The sequence below is a fragment of the Streptomyces sp. NBC_00019 genome, from assembly GCF_045041015.1.
Taxonomy (GTDB): Bacteria; Actinomycetota; Actinomycetes; order Streptomycetales; family Streptomycetaceae; genus Streptomyces.
Genome location: NZ_CP108302.1, coordinates 4,706,562 through 4,725,826, shown reverse-complemented (window position 1 = coordinate 4,725,826; position 19,265 = coordinate 4,706,562). Strand labels below are relative to the sequence as shown.

Annotated in this window: 8 protein-coding genes; all 8 read right to left on the bottom strand. The window is 65.5% G+C overall.

Annotation, left to right across the window (positions count from 1 at the left end; all coding sequences use genetic code 11):
* Positions 1 to 709: 709 nt before the first annotated feature.
* Genes dpdD through dpdE form a run of 8 tightly spaced genes read right to left on the bottom strand, consistent with a single transcriptional unit; the run spans position 710 to position 18,678 of the window.
* Complete coding sequence (dpdD, locus tag OHU89_RS22090; RefSeq protein WP_405645233.1) at positions 710 to 2,929, bottom strand: protein DpdD; 2,220 nt, start codon at positions 2,927 to 2,929, stop codon at positions 710 to 712.
* A complete protein-coding gene (gene dpdK / locus OHU89_RS22085; RefSeq protein WP_266701367.1) occupies positions 2,926 to 3,438 on the bottom strand; it encodes a phospholipase D-like domain-containing protein DpdK in 513 nt (170 codons plus the stop codon). The genes dpdD and dpdK overlap by 4 nt, the downstream gene beginning before the upstream one ends.
* A complete protein-coding gene (gene dpdJ, locus OHU89_RS22080) occupies positions 3,435 to 7,916 on the bottom strand; it encodes a protein DpdJ (protein WP_405645231.1) in 4,482 nt (1,493 codons plus the stop codon). The genes dpdK and dpdJ overlap by 4 nt, the downstream gene beginning before the upstream one ends.
* On the bottom strand, positions 7,913 to 8,623 hold the full coding sequence (locus tag OHU89_RS22075) for a hypothetical protein (protein WP_405645229.1): 711 nt from the start codon (positions 8,621 to 8,623) through the stop codon (positions 7,913 to 7,915). The genes dpdJ and OHU89_RS22075 overlap by 4 nt, the downstream gene beginning before the upstream one ends.
* The gene (gene dpdH, locus OHU89_RS22070; protein WP_405645228.1) at positions 8,620 to 11,706 is read right to left on the bottom strand and encodes a protein DpdH; all 3,087 of its coding nucleotides are present in this window, start codon (positions 11,704 to 11,706) and stop codon (positions 8,620 to 8,622) included. Before dpdH ends, OHU89_RS22075 begins: the two co-directional genes overlap by 4 nt.
* Positions 11,703 to 12,626, bottom strand: coding sequence for a protein DpdG (gene dpdG, locus OHU89_RS22065; RefSeq protein ID WP_381607467.1), 924 nt, complete (start codon positions 12,624 to 12,626; stop codon positions 11,703 to 11,705). Before dpdG ends, dpdH begins: the two co-directional genes overlap by 4 nt.
* Positions 12,626 to 15,229, bottom strand: coding sequence for a protein DpdF (gene dpdF / locus OHU89_RS22060; RefSeq protein WP_405645226.1), 2,604 nt, complete (start codon positions 15,227 to 15,229; stop codon positions 12,626 to 12,628). Before dpdF ends, dpdG begins: the two co-directional genes overlap by 1 nt.
* Complete coding sequence (gene dpdE / locus OHU89_RS22055) at positions 15,226 to 18,678, bottom strand: protein DpdE (protein ID WP_405645225.1); 3,453 nt, start codon at positions 18,676 to 18,678, stop codon at positions 15,226 to 15,228. The genes dpdF and dpdE overlap by 4 nt, the downstream gene beginning before the upstream one ends.
* Positions 18,679 to 19,265: the final 587 nt, after the last annotated feature.

The following is a 19,265-nucleotide window of genomic DNA, read 5'->3' as shown; positions in this document are numbered from 1 at the left end:
GCGTCCCCTGTTGCCGGCAAGGTGCGGACGGAACGAGAACGAGGGCCGCGCTCCAGTACTTCGAAGTCCCCGGACGACACCAGTTTCGGCACGGCAATCCAAGCCAAGTCGCCCAGAGGGTCGGCGATTTCGGCGCTCCCGTGGCCGAATCCGGACACCACCCAGGCGCGGTCCTCGAACCGCACTCGGTCCCCCACGCCCAGACGCGGAGGCCACGACACATCCATCGGCCTTCCTCACCCGGTGTCGACATACTGGCGGCCCGCATACCACCATGCGCCATCTTGTACGCATGGTGAGAGTCCAAGTGTAAGAAGAATTAAGCAATTTCACGGCGTAACGCTTGCTGCGCAACGACCATGGCGTACGTTTCGTGGCGGCCTCGTACCAGACCTCGGCCGACGACGGGAGCTGTGCTCGGGCTCCATCTGTCTCTCGCGGAGCCGTTCACATCGCGAGCACGCCGTGCGACCGAGGCGGGTCCGGGTCGTGTCCACGGGGGTCCAGCGCGCTTCGTGAACGAGGAGGGCGCGCACGGCCTCCGGACACGTGTCCCAGGACTGCAAGTCCATCGTGCGATGCTCGACATCGCACTCCAGCGCAAACTATCCCTTCTGGGATGACTCCAGAGCCCAGTCCAAGGCGGTCGCCTCGGACTGGGCTTCTCGAGCGTTGCGGGAGAAGCGTTAGCCGGCTGCGTTGCGGACCGTCAGCCTTCCGCCAGTTCACGCAAAATCGCCGATGAGCCACGCGAGTTGACGAGCACGACTGGTCGCGTCCCACGCTTGGCAGTGATGAAGCCAGTGGCCGCATGCTTTGCCGATGCGGTCACCACGACAAAGACGTCAGCGTTGGCTGCCTGTGCGGCGAGTTTGCTGCTGCCGTCGTGTTCGGCGCTCGTCTCGATGTCGATCTTGGGTACCAGGATGCGCAGTATCTGTGCAGCCCGGGTGGTGGCTGACTCGGTGAGGGAGTACAGCACCACCTTTGAGTGTTGCAGGTAGCGGTAGGGCGCTCCGGGGTCGGCGTCCTGTACTTGGTCGGCGAGGAAGTCTTCCGGGACACCGGTTCCCAGTTCGCCAGCTATGAGCTTGATGGCTTCAAGGTCGGTTGGGTTCAGTGCTGTCTTGAACGGCCTGACCGTGTTGGTGATTTTGTAGAACAATTCAATGGTGGCGGGGCTTGTTACTGCTGCCGATGTAGCTGTCGCCGCCTGCAGTATGTCGATCGCCCACGTCGTGGTCACAGCGGAGACGTTCGCGGAGACGATCAACTCGGTCCACTCGAGTGCTGACGCGAACACCGCGGAGACAGGGTTGGCAGACAGTAGATAGTCCAGCAGGGCTTGGGTTTGCACCCGGACGCCGGCCGAGTTCTTCCCGCTGAGTGCGAGACCGGCGAGGATGCGTTCACTGAGTTCGGCCGCTCCGTCTTCAGTAAAGATGTCGCGGTGCGCTGCCATGAACTGGCCTCCGAGTTCACCGAGCTTGCCCAGTGTCTCGTCGGACGCGTCGTGAAGCCACGCCGTCAGCGCACTGCTGCTCAGCGGTGTCCAGCCGTCGGTGATTTCGGGGCCGGCCGCCAGCGCTGCGCTGCCATGGTCTCCGTCCAGAGCATCCAGCCAGGTGCGCCAGTCCAAGCGGGGCCCGGCCTGGGTGAACTGCTCCAACCAGGCGAGATCATCGCGCAGGCGTGCGCTCGCTCCATCGATCAAGCCTTGGAGGTGATGTGTGGAGATGTACTCAAGTGTCAACGCTGCTTGCTGTGGTGACTGCAGCTCGCGTGCACAGGTCAGGAGCACGTATGCCGCGTGCAGGCTCGGTTCGAGCGTCAGCACGAGTTCGATGGCTGCCTGAAGTTCGCCCCGGGCCATCATCCCGGTCGCGCGTTCCAGGGGCGATTCGCTCAAGGAGTCGAGCTGATCCTCAGGGGCGGACGGCTCGAACGGGGCAGTGTGCTGAGGACTTTGTTCTCGGTGCAGGTGCAGCACATTGCGCAGGTGGGCGGGCAGACCGGGTTCGATCGCGCCGGCTTCGTCGACGAGTCGGTTGAGTGTGTCGTCTCCGGCGTCGTCTTCGACCTCGATGAGGAACTCCACGACAGCCCGCGCCCGACTCGTTCTCGGTGTGCCCGAGAACAGTGGCCGGAACGCTGCAGGGAGTGCGGTAACGGCACTGAGTAGTTCTTCCTCTTTGCCTGCTGCGTCGTACGGGGCGAACCATCTGGCGTAGGCCGCCTGCTGGATCACTTGCGTGACGCTCAGGGGGCGGCGCATGGCAAGGACGTGGTCGAGGTCCCGGTCCGCAAGAACGGCCTTCCAGTCTTCGAGCCCGGCGAAGAGTCGTAGCCGCAGAAAGGCTAGGTTCGCCTGGTCGAGATCGGCGGTCGCCTCAAGTTCGCGCAGGCAGGCCAAGGCGACGGTACGGTCGCGGGCAGCGATGGCGTGTCCGAGGTCGTCGAGGACCTCGACAGTCGTACGGGGCGCGTCGAACTCCGAGGGCGGTCGGCCGTTGAGGAGTCTAGTGAGCACCAGCAGGGCGTCGCGTACCTGGCTTCGCGCGTGTTTCCACTCCTCCGAGTCCGCTGTCCGGCGGGGGAGTACTTCAAAGCGCAGGGGCTTGACAGATGCCTTTGCCAGTACGGCGTCGAATGGATCAGTCGGGTTGAGGGCACCGCGTTGGCGGGGCAGGTCGCTGAAGGTGGGGCCGATCCAACTGTCGAGGATGGCGAGTGTCTCGCGCTTCTGGCGCGGAGTGGGGGCGAAGCCGTACCACCACAGACGGCCTTGAGAACTTCGCGGCAGGAATCCGATCTGGCGCTGCTGGATACCTGCCATGAAGTTATCGAGTATGAGTTGAAAGTCCGGTCCTACCCGTGTGGGCGCGATGTCGTTGCCTGGACCGAAGAATTCCTTGAAATCAACGCTCATGGCAATTGGTACCTGTTCTGGTATTCGACCCAAGCGCGGGCGATCTGGTCGGGGTCGGATACGACGGTGACGCCTTCCTGGTTCACTCTCTGGCCGAAGAAGGTGAAGTTCATCGAACCGTGAACGTGGAATCTGTCGCTCACCATGCCCTTGTCGTGCAGGGTGTTCCGGATGAGCAAGGTCGGCCGTGGCCCCACCGGGGCGAGGTCAGTGAGGCGTTGTCCTGTGACGGCGTTGCGCGGCTCGTCCCGCATGATCACTCGGACATCCGAGCCACGGCGGGCGAGTTCGATGAGTACCTCCGTCAGCCGGATGGGTCGGGCTGGCAAGGCGGGGAGCACGCTCTTGAACTGTCCGGATGCATTGTCTATGACGACAATGTCGGAGATCCACGGGGACAGTACCCACAGGCGACTTGACGGGGCCAGCAGTTCAGACACCAGGAGGTTCTGCAGCAGATCGGTGAGTTGCCGGGTCTCGCCGGCCCCGGCGGTGGTGATCCTTCTCATGCGGACACCTCGGCAAGTTCGAGGGTGGCCACGACGCTGCCCTCGGAGCGGTGGTCGATCTCGACGACTCGTGGGAACACTTGGAGGAAGTCCGTTTCGATGGCGCGGATCGACAGATCCACCAGCATGTCTGCCAGGGCGGGTACGTCCTCGGGAGGCGCTATGAGCTGGGCGGATCCCTGTTGGGCCAGGCGTGTGCGTACCAGGTTGTCCGCGTCGGGATCTGTCACGCTGATGAGGTCGTCTGTGGACGTGAACAGTCCCCGGATGAGATCGGGTGCGGCCGGCGGATTGTCGAAGTAGGGGTTCCACGACTGCAGTGCTCCGGCGCGTATGGCCCATCCGCGTGGCCAGAGTGCGCTTTGGATGGCGTCGATACGCTGGCGGTCTGAGGAGTTCGCGGACAGGTTCAGTCCGGCGTCCAGGTCGTGCCGCTGGCGCATCAGGTAAGCCCAGGTACGCGGCGAGATTTCAAGACCCAGGCGCTGCTCTTGGATCTCCCACTCGTCAATGAGGGTACGTAGTGCCTGGTCCGTCTGTGCGGACGATCCGGGCCGGAGCAGGCGGTTCGCCAGGCTCGAGACGACGGATTGTTCCGCGCCGTGGATGCCTGAGTCGCGCAACTGTGCCCGTATTCGGTCAAGGTTTTTCACCCGGTCCGCCTGTGTCGCCGAGCCCCGGTATTCAGCAACGAGGTCGAGCCAGTCGCTGCGCTCGGTGGTGTAGCGCACGATCCGCCGCATGTGCGCGTCGACCAGTTCACTGGTGGAGGGCTGGACGGCTCTCATGATCAGCCGCAAGAACCGCCGCGGGTCGGGGCGTACGCGCGTCGCCAGCGCTTCGATGAAGCCGCCGCCGCCGATAGAGGCTTCGGTGAGCCAGACCTGGCCGTGGCGCCATGTGCCGTCGGGGGCGTAGCCGGGTTCTATGTCGACGATGATGCCCTCGGGGTCGTGCTCGGGGCAGATCTCCCGGGCAGCCCATAGGGCCGCCTGTCCAAGGGTGGCAAGGACGCGCTGGCGCAGCCAGGCTTGGAATTGTGCCGGGTCAGGGTTCCAGACCTGGTCCGTCAGGTGATCCAAGCGGGCAATGATGTCCTTGTCGGCGAGGAGTTGGCGCAGTCGCTCGCCCACTCGGCCGAGTGTGGCGCTTTCGCTCTCCTCGACGTCCGAACTGCGGAACATTGCCCTCAGCGTGTCCGTCAGTCGGTCGGCGAAGGTTTCCCGCACCGTCTGGTAGGCGTGGGGAAGCGGCGTGCCGTCGCTCACGGCGGACATCAGCAGCATGCACTCGATGGTCTGGTGCAGCCATTCCAACTGGAACTTGTTCATCTGTTCGAGCAGTTCGGGGTCGCTTGTCAGAACGTGCTGGAACCAGGCGCTGCGCAGGGCCGGGTCGAGGTCACCGGATGGAGCAATCACGTCCGGCACCGTGACGGTCAGGCGTAGGCCGTCGACGTCGTAGGTGGCTCCAAGACCGACCCGCTCGTCATCGAGCGAGAATTGTGCTTTGACCCGGGCTTCACTGCCGCGGGCGAAGACCAAACTGGCCTCGCTCTGGACAGCAAGACGGCGGACCTCGACGTGGGCGTTTTGAGCGTGCAGGAAGAAGCGTGCTTCATCGATGAGTCCGCCGATGGGGTCCGACAGGGGAAGGCGGGCGACCAGGCCGAGGCCCCTCTCCAGGAACTGGGATCGCCAGACCAGGGCCGCGTTGGAAGCATCCTTGAGTTCTGGCGGTGCGAGTTGGAGTTCCACCCTGTCGGGGCGGACGATGGGAATGAGGGTGGGCACTCCGCCGACTTCGACGGTGGCGGTCTCCTCTCGATGGTGCGCCTGGAGAACAGGGGCGAGGTCCATGACGGTCTCGCGTTCCCCGTAGGGCATGGGGATCCAGTGCCGGTGCTCTAGGTTGCGGGTGGCAAAGCGCCGTGACACTCGTCCGGGTGCGTATTCGCGCAGCATCTGAGCCAGGCCCATCGCCTGCAGTTCAGGTTCCTTCTCCCACGGCTGCTGCGGGGGTATGACCACGTGCCCTTCGGGAAGTGCGAGTTCGCTGAAGAGGTTCTCGGGGAAGAAGTCGGGCAGCGGATTTTTGCCCATCGTGTCCTTGCCCTTGGCGTACGTGTGGTCCCCCGCGACGGCCCACTCGTTGTCCAGTCGTCGGGCCAGCGTGGGCACGGCTGCCAGGATGAGCGGGCGAGGGGGGTGCCACAGGATCTCGGCGGCCAACTCCTCAGGCACCTGGAGTGCGCCTTCGATCCACAGGCGGAGGCTGCGCTGGCGGCCGGGGTCGCGCAGTAGGTCACGCAGGATGGTGACAGCTTTCTGCTGGACCTTGCGGTTGTCCGGGTAGTCCGGATCGGCGAGACCCTTCAAGTCACGCCACAGCTTTGCGTAACGGTAATCCGGCTGCAGTTGGTCTGCCAGCCAGTCGAGCATCGCCAGAGTGGCTTGAATGCGCAGGACCGCGCGGTTGCGGATGGGAAGCACCAGTTCGGGCAGGACGGGATCGAACAGTGCATCCCAGGCCTCGTAGGTGGCACGGTCGCGTCCGTAGTCTGAGAGCACAACCACGGTGTATGGGCGCATGCGGCGGCTTCGGCCGGCTCGACCCTTGCGCTGCAGGAATGCGGCGACGCCGCGGGGCGCCTTGTGCTGCAGCACGGCACCGACGTCTGGATCGTCGAAGCCGACCTCGAGCGAGGCAGTGGCGACGACGAGTTGGGACGCGGTGTCGACTCCTGCGTCTTGCGAGGTGGTCCGGCTCACATTGAGGCCGGGGCGGCCGAGAGCGTGGCCCAGTTTCACTGGCAGGTCCCAGACCTGGCCGGCGCACCGTTGGTCTGTGAGGTTGTCTTGCCCGGGACGTCGCAGGGATGCCAGGGGGTCTTTGAACTGCTGGGTACGCGGGGCGCGGTAGCGCTGGCCTTCCGCGTCGAGGAGGTAGAAGAAGAGCCGGTTGGTGACGTCGAGGTCGTCGGTGAAGACGAACGCCTTGGTGCCCAAAAGTCCTTGGGATGTGCGCCCTGCCGGGTGGTCGAGGACGCGCGGGAGGAGCATTGCTGTCTGGATGGTGGTGGACAGCACGGAGGCGCCACTGGTCGGGTCGCTGCGCACTGCGACCATGTATTCGGCGCCCTCGTATTCCATCTCGTCTGCGCCCGGTTCGATGTTGGTGACGAGTCCATCGTCAACGCCCGTCAAATCCGACATGTGGCGAACGGCGTTCGACAGCGTCGCAGACAAGCCGACGAAGGTAACCGGACTGCGCAGCGAGTGGTGCCAGCGCCGCAGGACGAGGGCTGCCTGAGCGCCGGTGGTGCCGCTGTAGGTGTGGATCTCGTCGAGCAGCATCAGGCGGGGCTTCTTGGCCGCGCCAACACCGAGCAGTTTACCCAGCGACAGGTCGGACAGACCGCGGTTGAGCATCTCAGTGGTGGTAAACAGCACGTCTGGCGGCCGCTGGCTCATCCGATACCGGGTCAGGACCAGCATGGAGTCGTCGAACACGCGCGCGCAGGTGCCGCAGGTCAGGCGTTCCCTTCTTTCCCTGGCATCCTTCTCGGACCAAAACAGTGCGCCCCCGCACACGGTGTATCCGTCACCGGGACAGGTGAAGTGCGGGCACTGAAAACCTTCGGCCCGTTTCGTCCATGCGGAATAGGAGGCCGTCAGGCTTTTCATGCCGGTTGGGGTGTCCTTGTTGAGCACCCCGATGGTCATGGGCCGGCCGTTGGTCTTCTTCCACAGGTGATCGAGCCGCCGGGCGTTCGCAAAAGCGGTGTTGAGTTGGTCCTTGAGGAGTTCGTTGCGCGGGTAGACGGCCAGCGCACGCGTCCATGCCGACTCGTCCTGGAGTCCCGTCAGGTAGGCGAAGGCCGGCAGGTAGAAAGCGAGTGTCTTGCCACTTCCGGTGCCAGCGCCCACGACTGTAGCGGTGGTGATGTTGGACTGCAGGGCCGTGAAGATCTGGCGGCTGGCACGAACCTGGAACCCGCTGAGGTCGGCGTGTTTGGGCCCCCGCCGCGTCATGGCATCGATGACCTGGCGGTAGATGTCGTGGAGCGCATCGGTGCCGTCGATGACGGCGTGTCTGGACTGATCGCGCCGCGGGTAGGCGCGGGCGCGCCGGGCGTAGCGGAAGTCCGAGACGAGAGCGGCACCTTGGCGCCAAGCCGTGGGGTCGTTGGAGGGGAAGATCTGGCGCAGTCGGGCCAGTAGACGCAGCGTCTCGCCGTTGCGGGTACGCCACCGTGACGGCGAGACCGCATCATCGCGGATAATCAGGCCCTTGTCCTCGAGGGCCTCGATTGCCTCCTGGGCGGTGTCAAGTTCGCCGCGCTCCATGAGGACGTCATCGACGTGGGTGTGCAGTTCGTCGTCGGTGAATCCGCCGTCGACAACGCCCCAGGACAGCAGGGGGTCCTCGTGTGCTTCGAGGACGTCGAGGATTTCACTCTCGGTCTCAGGAGTCATCGCAGCCTCACCCAGAAGCGGTCCAGGATTCCCAGCCTCGACAGCCCAGCAAGGACCTCGGGGGTGATGGAGTACAAAGGCATCCCGGTGGCTTCCTGAGCACCCGTGATCACTCGGCCGAGGACCGGGTCAACGAGTTCGGAGATCTGCTGACCACACGCCTGGAGGCTCTCTAGCGCCGCGGCCAGCTTTGCGACGTCGCCCAAATCGGGGACGGCGCGGTCTTTCAGGACGTTGAGCACGCCATGCGCCTTCTCAATCTTGATGCGGATCTCTTCCACGTCGATCCCGCTCTTGCTCAGCGTAGCGACGAGATCCTCATTGATCACCGGTACTTCACGGTTGCGTTCAGCAGCCCATGCCTGCTCGACGCACTCGCGAAGGCCTTTGACGAAACCATCGGCTGCCTTGACATGCGCCTTCAGCGCTTGCGGTGGGGTATCGGCGTCCTGGCTGGGGAGCGTTTCGGCAAGCACGTGCAGATCTGCGGCCAGTTGGGCGGACTGCAGACCGAGGTCTATGTCCAAGGCGGCATGGGCTGCGCGCAGTTCTGCCACGCCCCGGCTGAGGCGCTGGATCGTTTCGATCAGCGTCTCGACCCTCTCGGCCTGCCCAGCCAGCTCGCCTGTGCGGCGCTTGATCTTGTCCTCGTCGTGGGCAGCGACCGCTGCCACACGCAAACGCTGAACTTGTTCGATGAGCGTCATACGCCCCCCTCGGGTCCGGTCACGTCCATAACCTCACGGCTCAAGGTCTCCAGCCCGGAAACGAGCCGCTCGAGGGTCTCGTCGTACTCACGCTGAGCTTCCGAGGCGGGTCCGGCCTGGAGCTTTTGCTCCAGCACCTTCACAGCATCCAGCGCAGGGTCGAGCCAGGCTCGGATGCGCAGGGCCGGTCCTTCCTCCAGAGTCACCAGGCGCAAGCGCTGATCGGCGGTGAGGGTGGGCCAGGCGTTAAGACCCTCGCCCCACTCCTCCACCTTCTTCAGATCACTGGCTTTCACCGACTTCGCCGCGCCGTGGAGGGCAGATGCGTTAATCGAGTTGGCTGACTGGGCAAGCGCTGCCAAGTCGGAGAGCAGGGTATTGAGGGCATGGGCTACCTCGGCGACGTCACCGCCGAGATCGCTTACGTCGGGTACCAGCAGTCGGGTCTCGCCGAGCAGCGGATCCAGCGTTGTGATGCGCTTCTCGATGTTGCCCACCACGTTCCTGATGGGCTCGGGGACGTGCTCGGGCCAGGCCGCCGCAGCGGCGTCGTCGCGCATTGCTCGCAGCAGGCGGGGTAGATCAATGGCCAGCGGCTTGCCGGTGCCTTGACGATAGGACGTCAGGCGCAGCAGTCGCTGCTGAAGGAGGTTTCGATCCGCCTTCGGATCGGCACCGATGAAGCGGTCCTGCCATCGTCGCGTGAGGGGCCGTTCCACAGCATCGGCGAGTTTCCGCGGACTGGCGAAGAGTGCCTTGACCCGACTGAGTGCATCGCTCTTGTACGAGTCGGCGACCCCCAGGGCCTTACTGACGGACAGAAGAGCGTGTGCGAGCCGTCCCAGTTCGGCTTCGTCATCTTCCGAAGGAAGGAGGAAAGCGGACACGCTGTCCGCCCATTCCTGGACCCTGTTCATGCACAGGCTCTGCAGCGCGTCTCCTTGCGGCACGTCCTCCCAGGACCCCTTTGCGTTCACCCATGCGAGCGCACGAAGAACTCGGACGTCGTCTACGTTGCGGTGGTCGATCGAGACCAGGGCCGTCTGCAGGCCACTGCCGTCCAGTGCAATCGAGGTATCCACAACGAAGCTCGGCGTGAATTCCACCCTTGCCTTGGTCCAGTCTCCGCTGTCACCTCCGTATCCGTCTTCGAGTCCCAGAAAGCCGATGATGGCGGCGTGCACGATCTTCCGGAGATCAGTGCGGTGTCTCTGGATGAGTTCGCCCGTCTTGTGCCAGTCGTCGACCGCCTGGACCAAAGACGGCTTCGAAGCCGAAGCCGGGGGCGGGGACGGGTCTACAACGTCCCCGCCAGGAGGAGTCTGCGGCCTGTCCGAGGGTCGGCTGGACTCTTGTCGTACCGGCGACTGCGGGAGGGTGTGCTGATCGGTGGTGAGGTCAGGCAGGGGCGGAATGGCGAATGCTTCGTGAATCGTCGGGTGGAGGTTCTGCGGTCCGTGCCCCGGACCCCAAAAGCGGACCATCCGAATGCGGCGCTCAGAAAGTGCGGGATCACCTGGCGTGCTCAACTGAACGTGGTCCTCGACGTTGTCGAGGACGTCCAGCGCACCAGTGTGGAAGTCGTTCGCGAATCCGGTGCTGGGAAAGCGGCCTTCGTCGAGTTCGAACTGGTCGCGTTGGAGGACGGGGCGCAGGACGCGGGTCAGCACGTCACGCGCGACGAAGGCATCGCCCTTGGACTGGCTGCGGATGGCCCGGTCCAGTGCAGTCTTGCTGAACGGGAACAGACCGATGCCTTCAATCTCCCCGAACGCTTGGTGGCACTTGTCCCGGACGGGGCATTGGAGGCAGTGGTTGGGCTCCGGGCGTTCATCGGTCTCTTGATCGAGGACTTCTCGATCTTCCAAGTGGTGCTTGTCGATCTCTTTGGAGCCGACGCGTACCGCGTTGAGGTAGCGGGCGGCGAATCCTGCGGGGTCGAACGGGGCTGTCTTGTCTGCGGGGAGTTCGAGGTCGAAGACCTTGTAGGTCCGCGTGTACACCGTCTCCGGCATTTGGTTGACGAAGTAACCGGTGGTGACGGCCATGACGACGCGCATCGGGCACAGGGCCAGGGTCTCGGTGGGCAGCAAGGTGATTGCGTCGATAAGGCCGCCCTGGATGCCTTGGAAGATCGAGAAGTCCTCGATCAGGAGGAGAAGGTCCAGTCCCTGCTTGTGCAGGTCGAGGCGTAGTTCGACGAGGAGTTGCTTGAGGTCGTCTCCTCCGATGCCGAAGACCTCGCTGACCGCCGGTCCGAGCTGCTCGTTGAGCATTTTCGCTGCCAAGTCCCGCAGGGGAGCATCGCTGGCGAGTGCGCTGGCGACACTGGCAGCGTCGACGCCGGCCTTGCTGACATCATCGACCGAGAGGTCCATGTCTGCTGCGCTGAAACCAAACGCGTCCTCCTTGTCCTCCGATCCCTTGCCAGAGAGCTTTTCCCGGACCAGGCGCGCGATGGGGCCGTTGTCGGCGAGCAACCGCCTACGGAAGACCGGGTCTCCCAGCAGTGCGGGCAGGCCCTCCGCGGAAGCAAGGAAGGCGCGGAGTTCGTTCTCCTCGGGTGTGCCGTCTTTGTCTGCTCCGCGGGTCTCGACCAGAACGGCCAACTCGTTGCGCAGGCGAAGTTGTGCTGTGGTTTCATCCGCGGCAGCGTCCGTGGCAGCGGCAACCTTGGCACGCAACTCCGCGGCGCGTTCGCTGGTGGCGTGCTCCAGGATGAGTTCGAGGATCCCGCGCAGCGACATGCGGTGTTTGGGGACAAAGATCAGCCGGGTCGAGTCATTGGGCTTCAGGTTGATGCGAAGCCAGCGGATCAGGTGTGACTTGCCTGTGCCCGACTTCCCGAGGATGGGGATGATGGGCTGGTCCGCGGGCAGTTCCTCGACGGCGCTCCGCAGGCCGTGCTCGTCGACGACGGTGCCGCCGATGGCGCTGTCCACCTGGTCGCGCAGGACGATCGGGATCGAGGTGTGCGTGGCGAGGAACACTCCGTTGGAGGTGCTCTCTGCCTCGACCGGAATGATTGCCGGGGCCTCACGGGCCTCCCAGCAAGCAGCAGGAAGAGTGCCCCGCCAAGTCATCGCTTTCCTCCTCGAACCAGGGTGACGTGCGTTTGGCGTTGGCTGTCGAATCGCGACAGCCGAATGCCGTCGGCGTCCGGCAGGGTGTCGAAGACAAGCCGGCCGCGGTCCTGCAGGACGCGCAGTGCCTGGCCCACCGAACTGTCGGCGCAGTCTTGTGCGATGCCCGGGTCGGGGTCTCCCCCGGGAAGGGATGCCACGAGGGAGGTGCGGACGAGGCCGCCGTGCAGCACCGGCAGTTTGGCCGCCAGTTGGCCCAGGAATTCAGCAACGGGTAGTTGTCCGGCGGGCAGTTCGTCCAGGACGTCATTGATCGCCACGACGGGTAGGGGCACGAGTCCCGATTTGGCTTGTAGAAGCGAAGGCGCCGTGAGGCCGAGTGCCTGTCCCCATCGGGCGGCGGAACCCCAGCGTGTGTCGTTGGTGATGGCCCAGGTCTCATGGTCCGGGTTCGGGAATTGCGCGTGCTGTAGGGCCTGAACACCAGTGGTCCACGCCATGGGGCGCCCAAGCGCATCTTGCGCAAGGAACCACGACAGCGCCCTCAGCAGATCACGTGCCCCACCGGTGAGGCTCTCCCCCGGGCCCGTCTGCCACGGGTCACCGTCGCGGTCCAGATCGAGGGCATGCCTTTGAAGTGCCCGGCGGAACACTGCCGGGGCCAGCGTGGTGCCTCTGACCGCGACGCTGTCGCTCACGGTAACGACATCGTCCGCATCAAGGCAGAGCATCCCGATCGCCCGGAAGGTGCACAGGGTGTCCGCGACACCTTCAGAGGAGGAGGCGGCCTCGTTCAGGCCTGGCGGTCTGAACGCCTCGATCAGCTCCTTCTCGGTCCAGGCCCGTTTGGATCCGGTGAGGAAGTTGATGATGGCGCGGCCAAGGCCCGGGAGGGTGCGCGGTGGGTTCAAGACAGCCATCAGAGTCTCCTGAGGAAGTCGTCAATGGTCCAGTGAGGGCTGCGGATGCTCTTGATGAGTGCATCTGGATAGGCCGGGTCGGGCATGTCTTCCGGGACGACTACGACGCGCAGCGGTCCGCTGGTGGGGGCGAGCCATGAGAGGGGCGGTGTATCCCCGTGGTCGATCAAGATCAGACTCGGTACCGAGAGGCGCGCAGGTACCCCGCCGGTACGCAGGGGGTCCACGGCAACCATGCCCTCGTCGGCGAACCGGGAGGCCGTACGGATGGCGGGGAGCCCGAGCAGCGCTGCTGAGGCGACGATGCCTCGTACGCCGTTGGTGACGCATGACTGGATGAGGTTGCTCAGGGCAGTTCTGAGACGTCCGCTGGGGTAGGTGACCACGATGCTGCGGTGGCCGGCGGCCAGGTACGCCAGGGCCGTGCTGGGGCTTCTGCCGAGATCGGGCATGAGCGCTTCCCCGACGAGCGGACGCACGGTGTGCAAGGTGGGCTGGTGCATGTGCGCTTCTGCGGGGCATCCGGAGCACGCGGGCGCCACATTCTGGCTGGCCCGCATCGCGCCGAAGTCCGTGTAGGTGTACTCCTCACTCAGTACGCGTCCCCAGCATTCATTACCTTCCAGCAGGCGGGTGATGCGCGCCGTTGAGGCGGCTTCGGCGTTCTTGATCTCCGTGCGGGTCCGCTGCAAGGCAGCCTCGAGGGTCTCCCTGTCCAGGTTGGCCACGTGCGATCTGAGCCGTACCGGAACGTGGCTGACGAAGGCAGTCCACTCCTTGCTGAACCGTGCTTGCCAGGCCTGCTGGGGCTCGCCGGGTATGTGTTCGACGACCGGGGGGGCCGGCCTGTCGATAGTGATGAGGTTGGCGCGCTCCATGAGGACGAGCGTGTTGCGGTTCCACAGTTCGTTGGCGTCCGAGGGCTCGTCGCCGTGCCCAGGTACGACTGTGGTGTCCAGGATCAGGCCCCTGCCCGGCTGCGGGGGAAGGCGGTGGTCCCGCATGGCTTCCCAGCGGTTCCACGCCTTGACGTTCCCGATCACGGTCGCGTTTTCGACTTGCTGGCCTTCGGCCGCGTCAGGCGTAGCGGGAAGCCAGACTGACAGCGCCGCGTGGCCGTCGCGTCCCGCGCGGCCGACTTCTTGGTAGAAGCGGTCGACTGAGGCCGGGACGCACGCATGCACCACGGTTCGTACATCGCTCTGGTCCACCCCTAGGCCGAAGGCACTGGTGCCGACCACGATGTCGGTCGTGGTCGGCCCGTCGTCGCCGGACCATCCGCGCATGATGCCAAGACGCTCGGCAGAACCGAGGTCTCCGTGGAAAACGGCGGTGCGTGCAAACCCGGCGGTCAGCAGACGCTCAGCGATGATTCTGGCGGGCTCCTTCTTGGTGGTGTAGATGATTGCCGGCCGCGGAAGGTGGTGCATCGCTTCGATGAGGCGTTCGATCCGGACGTCGGGTGCCGTGGTGGTGCCCCGGAGGTACCGCAGTTCGGAGCGTAGGAAGGTCGACCCGACGAACAGTGACTCGGCAGTGCCTGCGAAAAGCTGATCGTTGAGTTGCAGGCTGGGCGCGGACAGCGTTGCGGACAGAAGTGTGACGCGTGGTGGAGGGTGCCCGGCCCCGGTGGCGAGTTCTCGCAGTTCGCCTACGAGCGAGGCGACGATCTGGAACTCGGGACGGAAGCTCAAGCCCCACAAGCGCACCAGGTGCGCCTCGTCGACGACCAGGTTGGTGAGTTGGCCGGACGTCGCAAGGGTGCGCAGCGTCGCGGTGAATCCGCGTACGAGGGCTTCGGGTGAAGTGAGGAGGATCCGCTGAGTTCCCTCGCGCAGGCGTTCCTTGATGGCTGCGCGTTCTTCGCTGGCGCGGTCGCTGTGGTAGGCCAGTTCGCGAGGGAGCGCGGACGTCGGGAATCGCTTACGCAGGTGGCGTTCCTGGTCGAGCGCCAGGGCGATGGTGGGCAGCACCACGATGGTGGTTCCGCGCGGCCGGAGCAGCCCAGGGGCCAGCCCGACAAGGGATTTGCCCGTGCCGGTGGGCAGGACGACGTGCAGGGTGGAGGCCGGATCGGCCAGCGAGGCGGTCCGCACTGCGCTGGCTTGGCTGCGTGAGCGGTAGCGGTCGATGTCGGGAGCGATCGCGTGCAGGGCTGGATCGACTGGTACCGGGCTGTTCGGGCGGGCGCTGGTCTCCACCGTCGTGTTGCCGGTGCCTATGAACGGCCCGGGGCTTGCGCAGGCGAGATCGATCCAGCGGGGGTCGCCGTGGAGCCAGTCAGGCGTCCAGGCGTCACCGAGCCGCACGGTGTGCCGCGTGGCGCCGAACCGTTCGACCCGCAGGTGTGCTCGCTTGAGCGCCTGCAGTTCGATTCCGCGTTCGTGGAGGTTGATCTCCAGTTCGTGGTGGCGCTGGCCCGTCACACCGGCTTGATGGCGAAGCATCTGAGCCAAGAGAGCGGCGATGTCGCCACTGAGGGCCGGCCCGGCAAGGCCGGAGCGCCAGGCATCGGCGAACCGCCGGTGGGGGCCGGTGAGCTGTTCTACCGATGCTTCTCTTCCCAGAACAATGCGCTGAACGATGTCGAGTTGAGCGGTCACGCGCTGCCGTCCTGCTCCAGGCTGCGGCCCGAGACCACGACCACACCGGTGCTGTCCAGGCGCAGCGAAGGCGTTCGGAGGGCTGTCAGCAACTCCTGGCCCGCCAGCGCTTCCGTTTCCACTTCTTCCTCCAGCTCAGCGCGCTCGTTCCCCTCTGACCGCGCGGCACGCAGCCGCAACTGCCGCAGTCGGGTGTCTATGTCGGTCCCGGCAAGGTCCAGGGCCCGGGTGCGGGTCTCGCTTACGGCGTCGTCGCTGTGGGCCAGGAGCTGAGCACTGTGCTCAGCAGCACGCCAGCGCGGCTCCCAGTGTCTGGCCGGAACGAGTTCGTATGCGTGTTTGATGCGCTCTGAGTTGAGTGAGTAGTCGCCTCCCAGTTGCCCGGGTGCGGGCTTTGCATAGCGTGCCTGCAGGGCGTCGAGATGGCGCTCGTCGGTGATCGGTGTGCCGTTTGCGTCGGTCCACACGGTCACGATGAGCGGCGGGAAAAGCCCGTCGGCCCGGCGTCGCAGCGACGGCAGGTCCACCAGGTCGCTGCTCCAGGCTGCAGCCAACTGGTCGAGTATGTCGCTTTCCGTGCTGGCCTGCAGCGGCTGTGCTTCGACGGCGTAGTCAAAGCGGTAGGCGAGGTGTTCTGCGTAGGGCCAGGTGGGGATCCACCGCCACATGCCGAAGGCTCTGCCCCGGTCGTCGTTCCACAGGAAGTCGGACACGGCATCGATGAACTGATCGCCGTAGCGGTAGAGGCGGACGCCTTCGTGCTCGACGGCCACTTTGCGCACGAAGGTGCCACGGTGTCCTGCGAGCGGCACAAAGTCACGCTGCAGTCTCGCAGCGGGTATCAGCGGGATCTGCGCCTGTCCGGCTGCAGGCCGGCTGACGGGTTCGTAGCTGCCGATCGCATGGGCGGGGTCGCCGGCCGGTGTGAACCGCAGGTTTCCCGCCTCCCGCCGCGCGGACAGCAGCGCATCTGTGACGTCGGCAAACGAGGCTGCCTCACTTTCCGAGGCCCTCATCCTGCCGTACACGGAGCGCTCATCAGCAGGTGCTTCGATGCTGTCCAGAGCATCCTGTTCCTGTACGCGCTTGACCTCGTCCTCGAGCATGGTGCGGACCGTGCGGATGGCCTCGGGTGCCGCCTCAGCGCCGTACTGGAACAGTATGTCCCAGGCAGCGTCTGTGGCGGCGTCCACCGCGTGCTGCAGGCTGGCCACGGACTTGTCGAAGACGGCGAACCCTTCGCTGAGGATACGCATCCACGCTGCGCCAAACGACTGCGTGTCGGTCGTCTCCGCCACCCAGTAGGAGCGCCAGGCATCGCCTTCGCGATGCGCGTCCCAGCGGTCGCATCGGCCGATCCGCTGCTCGAGACGGTTTGCCCCGGGCGGCAGGCCCACGTGAATGAGGAGATCGGCGAACTGGAGGTTGCGTCCTTCCTCTGCTGAGTGGTCAGCAACGAGGACGGCTGCCGTCCGGCTCTGCTCAAAAGTCCGTACTGCCTGCTCGGACACTGCGGGCGAGTCGCTCGCCAGGTGCTGATAGACAGCCCCCGGAAGCAGTTCCCTGAAGGCGCTGGCCAACTCCCCTGCCAGTTGCGGTGTCGGGCAGAAGACGACCACCCGCTCACGTGCTTTGAACAGATAGGTCAGTGCATCGGCCAGCGGGCGGGCGATGTCGCGGCGACGGCTGACGAACCGCAGGTCGCTCTCGATGCGGTCGAGCGCTTCCTGCTCGCCTTGTGCGGCTGCCGCCCGAGACTGCGCCCACGCGCACAGGGCGTCCGGGTCCAAAGACAACGCGACTGCCGTCGCGAAGGCGGACGCCGCCTCTCGGCGGGCTTCCCCGTCGAACTCACAAGCGGCAAGAGCCTCCTGGCGCCAGTTGTCCAAGAGGGAGGCAAGGCCGGCAAACGCGGACGAGGGAAGAAGAACCTGCTGGGGGTGTGAACGCCCGGTGACTTGGTACGACTCGTGCAGTGCAGCGGTTCGGCGGGTACGCAGCATCCGCCGGTGGACGCGGTACACCTCGGAGACATAGGTGCGCAGCGAGCCGATAGCGCCGGCCAGTGCATGCCGGTCCGGTCCTCCGACCGCCTGCCTGACCTCACTGAGCAAGGCGGCGACTTCAGCGTCTTCGGGAAACGCGGCGCCGATCTCCGTGAGGCGCTTGTTCAGCAGAACGCCGGGAAAGTGGGGCTGGAGTCCAAGGAACAGTCGGCCCAGCCCCGCACGCGCCTCCATGCGGTGGCGCAGGTCATCGGCTGTCGTATCCCGGTAGACGGCCGGGTCGAGCAGTTTGAGCATGGCCAGGAAGGCGCGTTCGTTGTGCAGCGCCGGCGTCGCCGACAGCAGCAGCAGGCGCGGACTGGCTGTGGCAACCTCAGCAAGGCGCGCGTAGCGGTTGGACAGTTCGGGCTGCTCGCTGTGCGCGAGGCGGGCCAGATTGTGCGCCTCGTCGACCACGACGAGATCAGCCGGTTGCCATGTATCGGGTGCGTCATCGCGGGAGTACACGATGCGGGCGCCCGCGAAGTCACCCGTGCGGAACTTGCCCGACAGTTCGCGGCGCCACTGCTCCACGAGGAACGGCGGGAGAATCAACTGCACGGTGAGGTCAGACTGGTCCAGCAGGAGTTCCCGGATGACAAGGCCGGCCTCGATCGTCTTGCCGAGACCGACCTCATCGGCCAGGAGGTAGCGCTGCACCGGGTCCTGCAGCACGCGCCACACGGTCTCCACCTGGTGCTCATACAACTCGATACCACTCGAGAGCGCACCGCGCATGCCGTGGGCCGCCGAGCGCTGCGTCAGGGTGCTCTGCAGGAAGGGGCGCCGCATGTCGGCCAGCAGAGGCGATTCCATCAGTCCGGCGCTGGCGAAGCCGACGGGGTCGGTCAGTGGCTGGTCCCAGCGGACATACAGATCCTTCTCAGGAAGGTGTCCCTCCCAGTTTCGCGCCCGCACGTAGATGTCCCGCTGGGCCGTGGTCTCGATGATGCGCCCTGAACGCCATGTGGTGCCCGTCTGCCAGAACACCCGCATCTCGGGTGACAGGGTGAGCCGCCGGAGCCCCTCCTTGGGGACGGTGTGACGAGGGCGCTCGCCCGGTTTCTGTCCGGGGGTGTCGAAGTACTCGAGGACCAGGCCGTCGCCTTCCTTGCCGACGAGTTTCCCGGCCCCGAGCGTGTTGGCGCTGGACACCAGCAGGTCGCCCTGGCGCAGCGACGGACCGCGGGAGGTGTCACTGCTGCGCGCCGGACGGCTCGCCTTCGGCGTGCGGGGCCTGGCCGGCGTCTCCTTACCGACGCCGCCGTCGATGCTCCGTGATCCACGGCATTGCGGGAACTGCGAACAGCCCCAGAAGTAGTTGCCGGCGTTAGGTCCCCGCGAGGCGAACTGCAGGACCATTTTGGCGCCGCACTGAGGGCAGACGGCGGGTTCGTCCGTCATGCTGCAACCCCTACTCGGCTGGTGATGCAGAGCGACAGTACTGGCAGGTGAGCTCGACCCCGGGGGCTCAGGGCACTGCCTGCGGACCGCGACGGCAGGGCCGTTGAGTGCGGGGCGGCCCCGGCGTGCAGCCTGCCGCCTGATGCGGCACACAGTGGCGCTTTCGGGTGCAGCGGCACGCGGCGGCTCTGCACCGCCAATCCCCCATGGAGAACCGCGCACTGCCGCCGCCTCAGATATGTCGTCATCACCTCAAAATGGATGAATATGACCTTCCTCCCCTCGGGCATTCCGTCGCGCCCGCACGCCGAACAGCTGGCAAAGCGGATGAAATCCCCCACCCTCAGCCCCGACATCGCACTTCCTTCACAAGATGCTCACATCCAGCCGGCTGAAGCGTAAACCGCACCACTGACAACGCCCCCGCCGGGTGAACCGTCTTGGGCGACCGCGGTGCGTCGACACTGGGCCACCGCACCGAAGCCGCACCCCGGACCGCCTACCATCACTCCATCCGGCGCCGCCCTGCCGCCACCCTTCCACGCCACCCCCGCCGGGATGCCGGGATTGAGATCACAATAAAGATG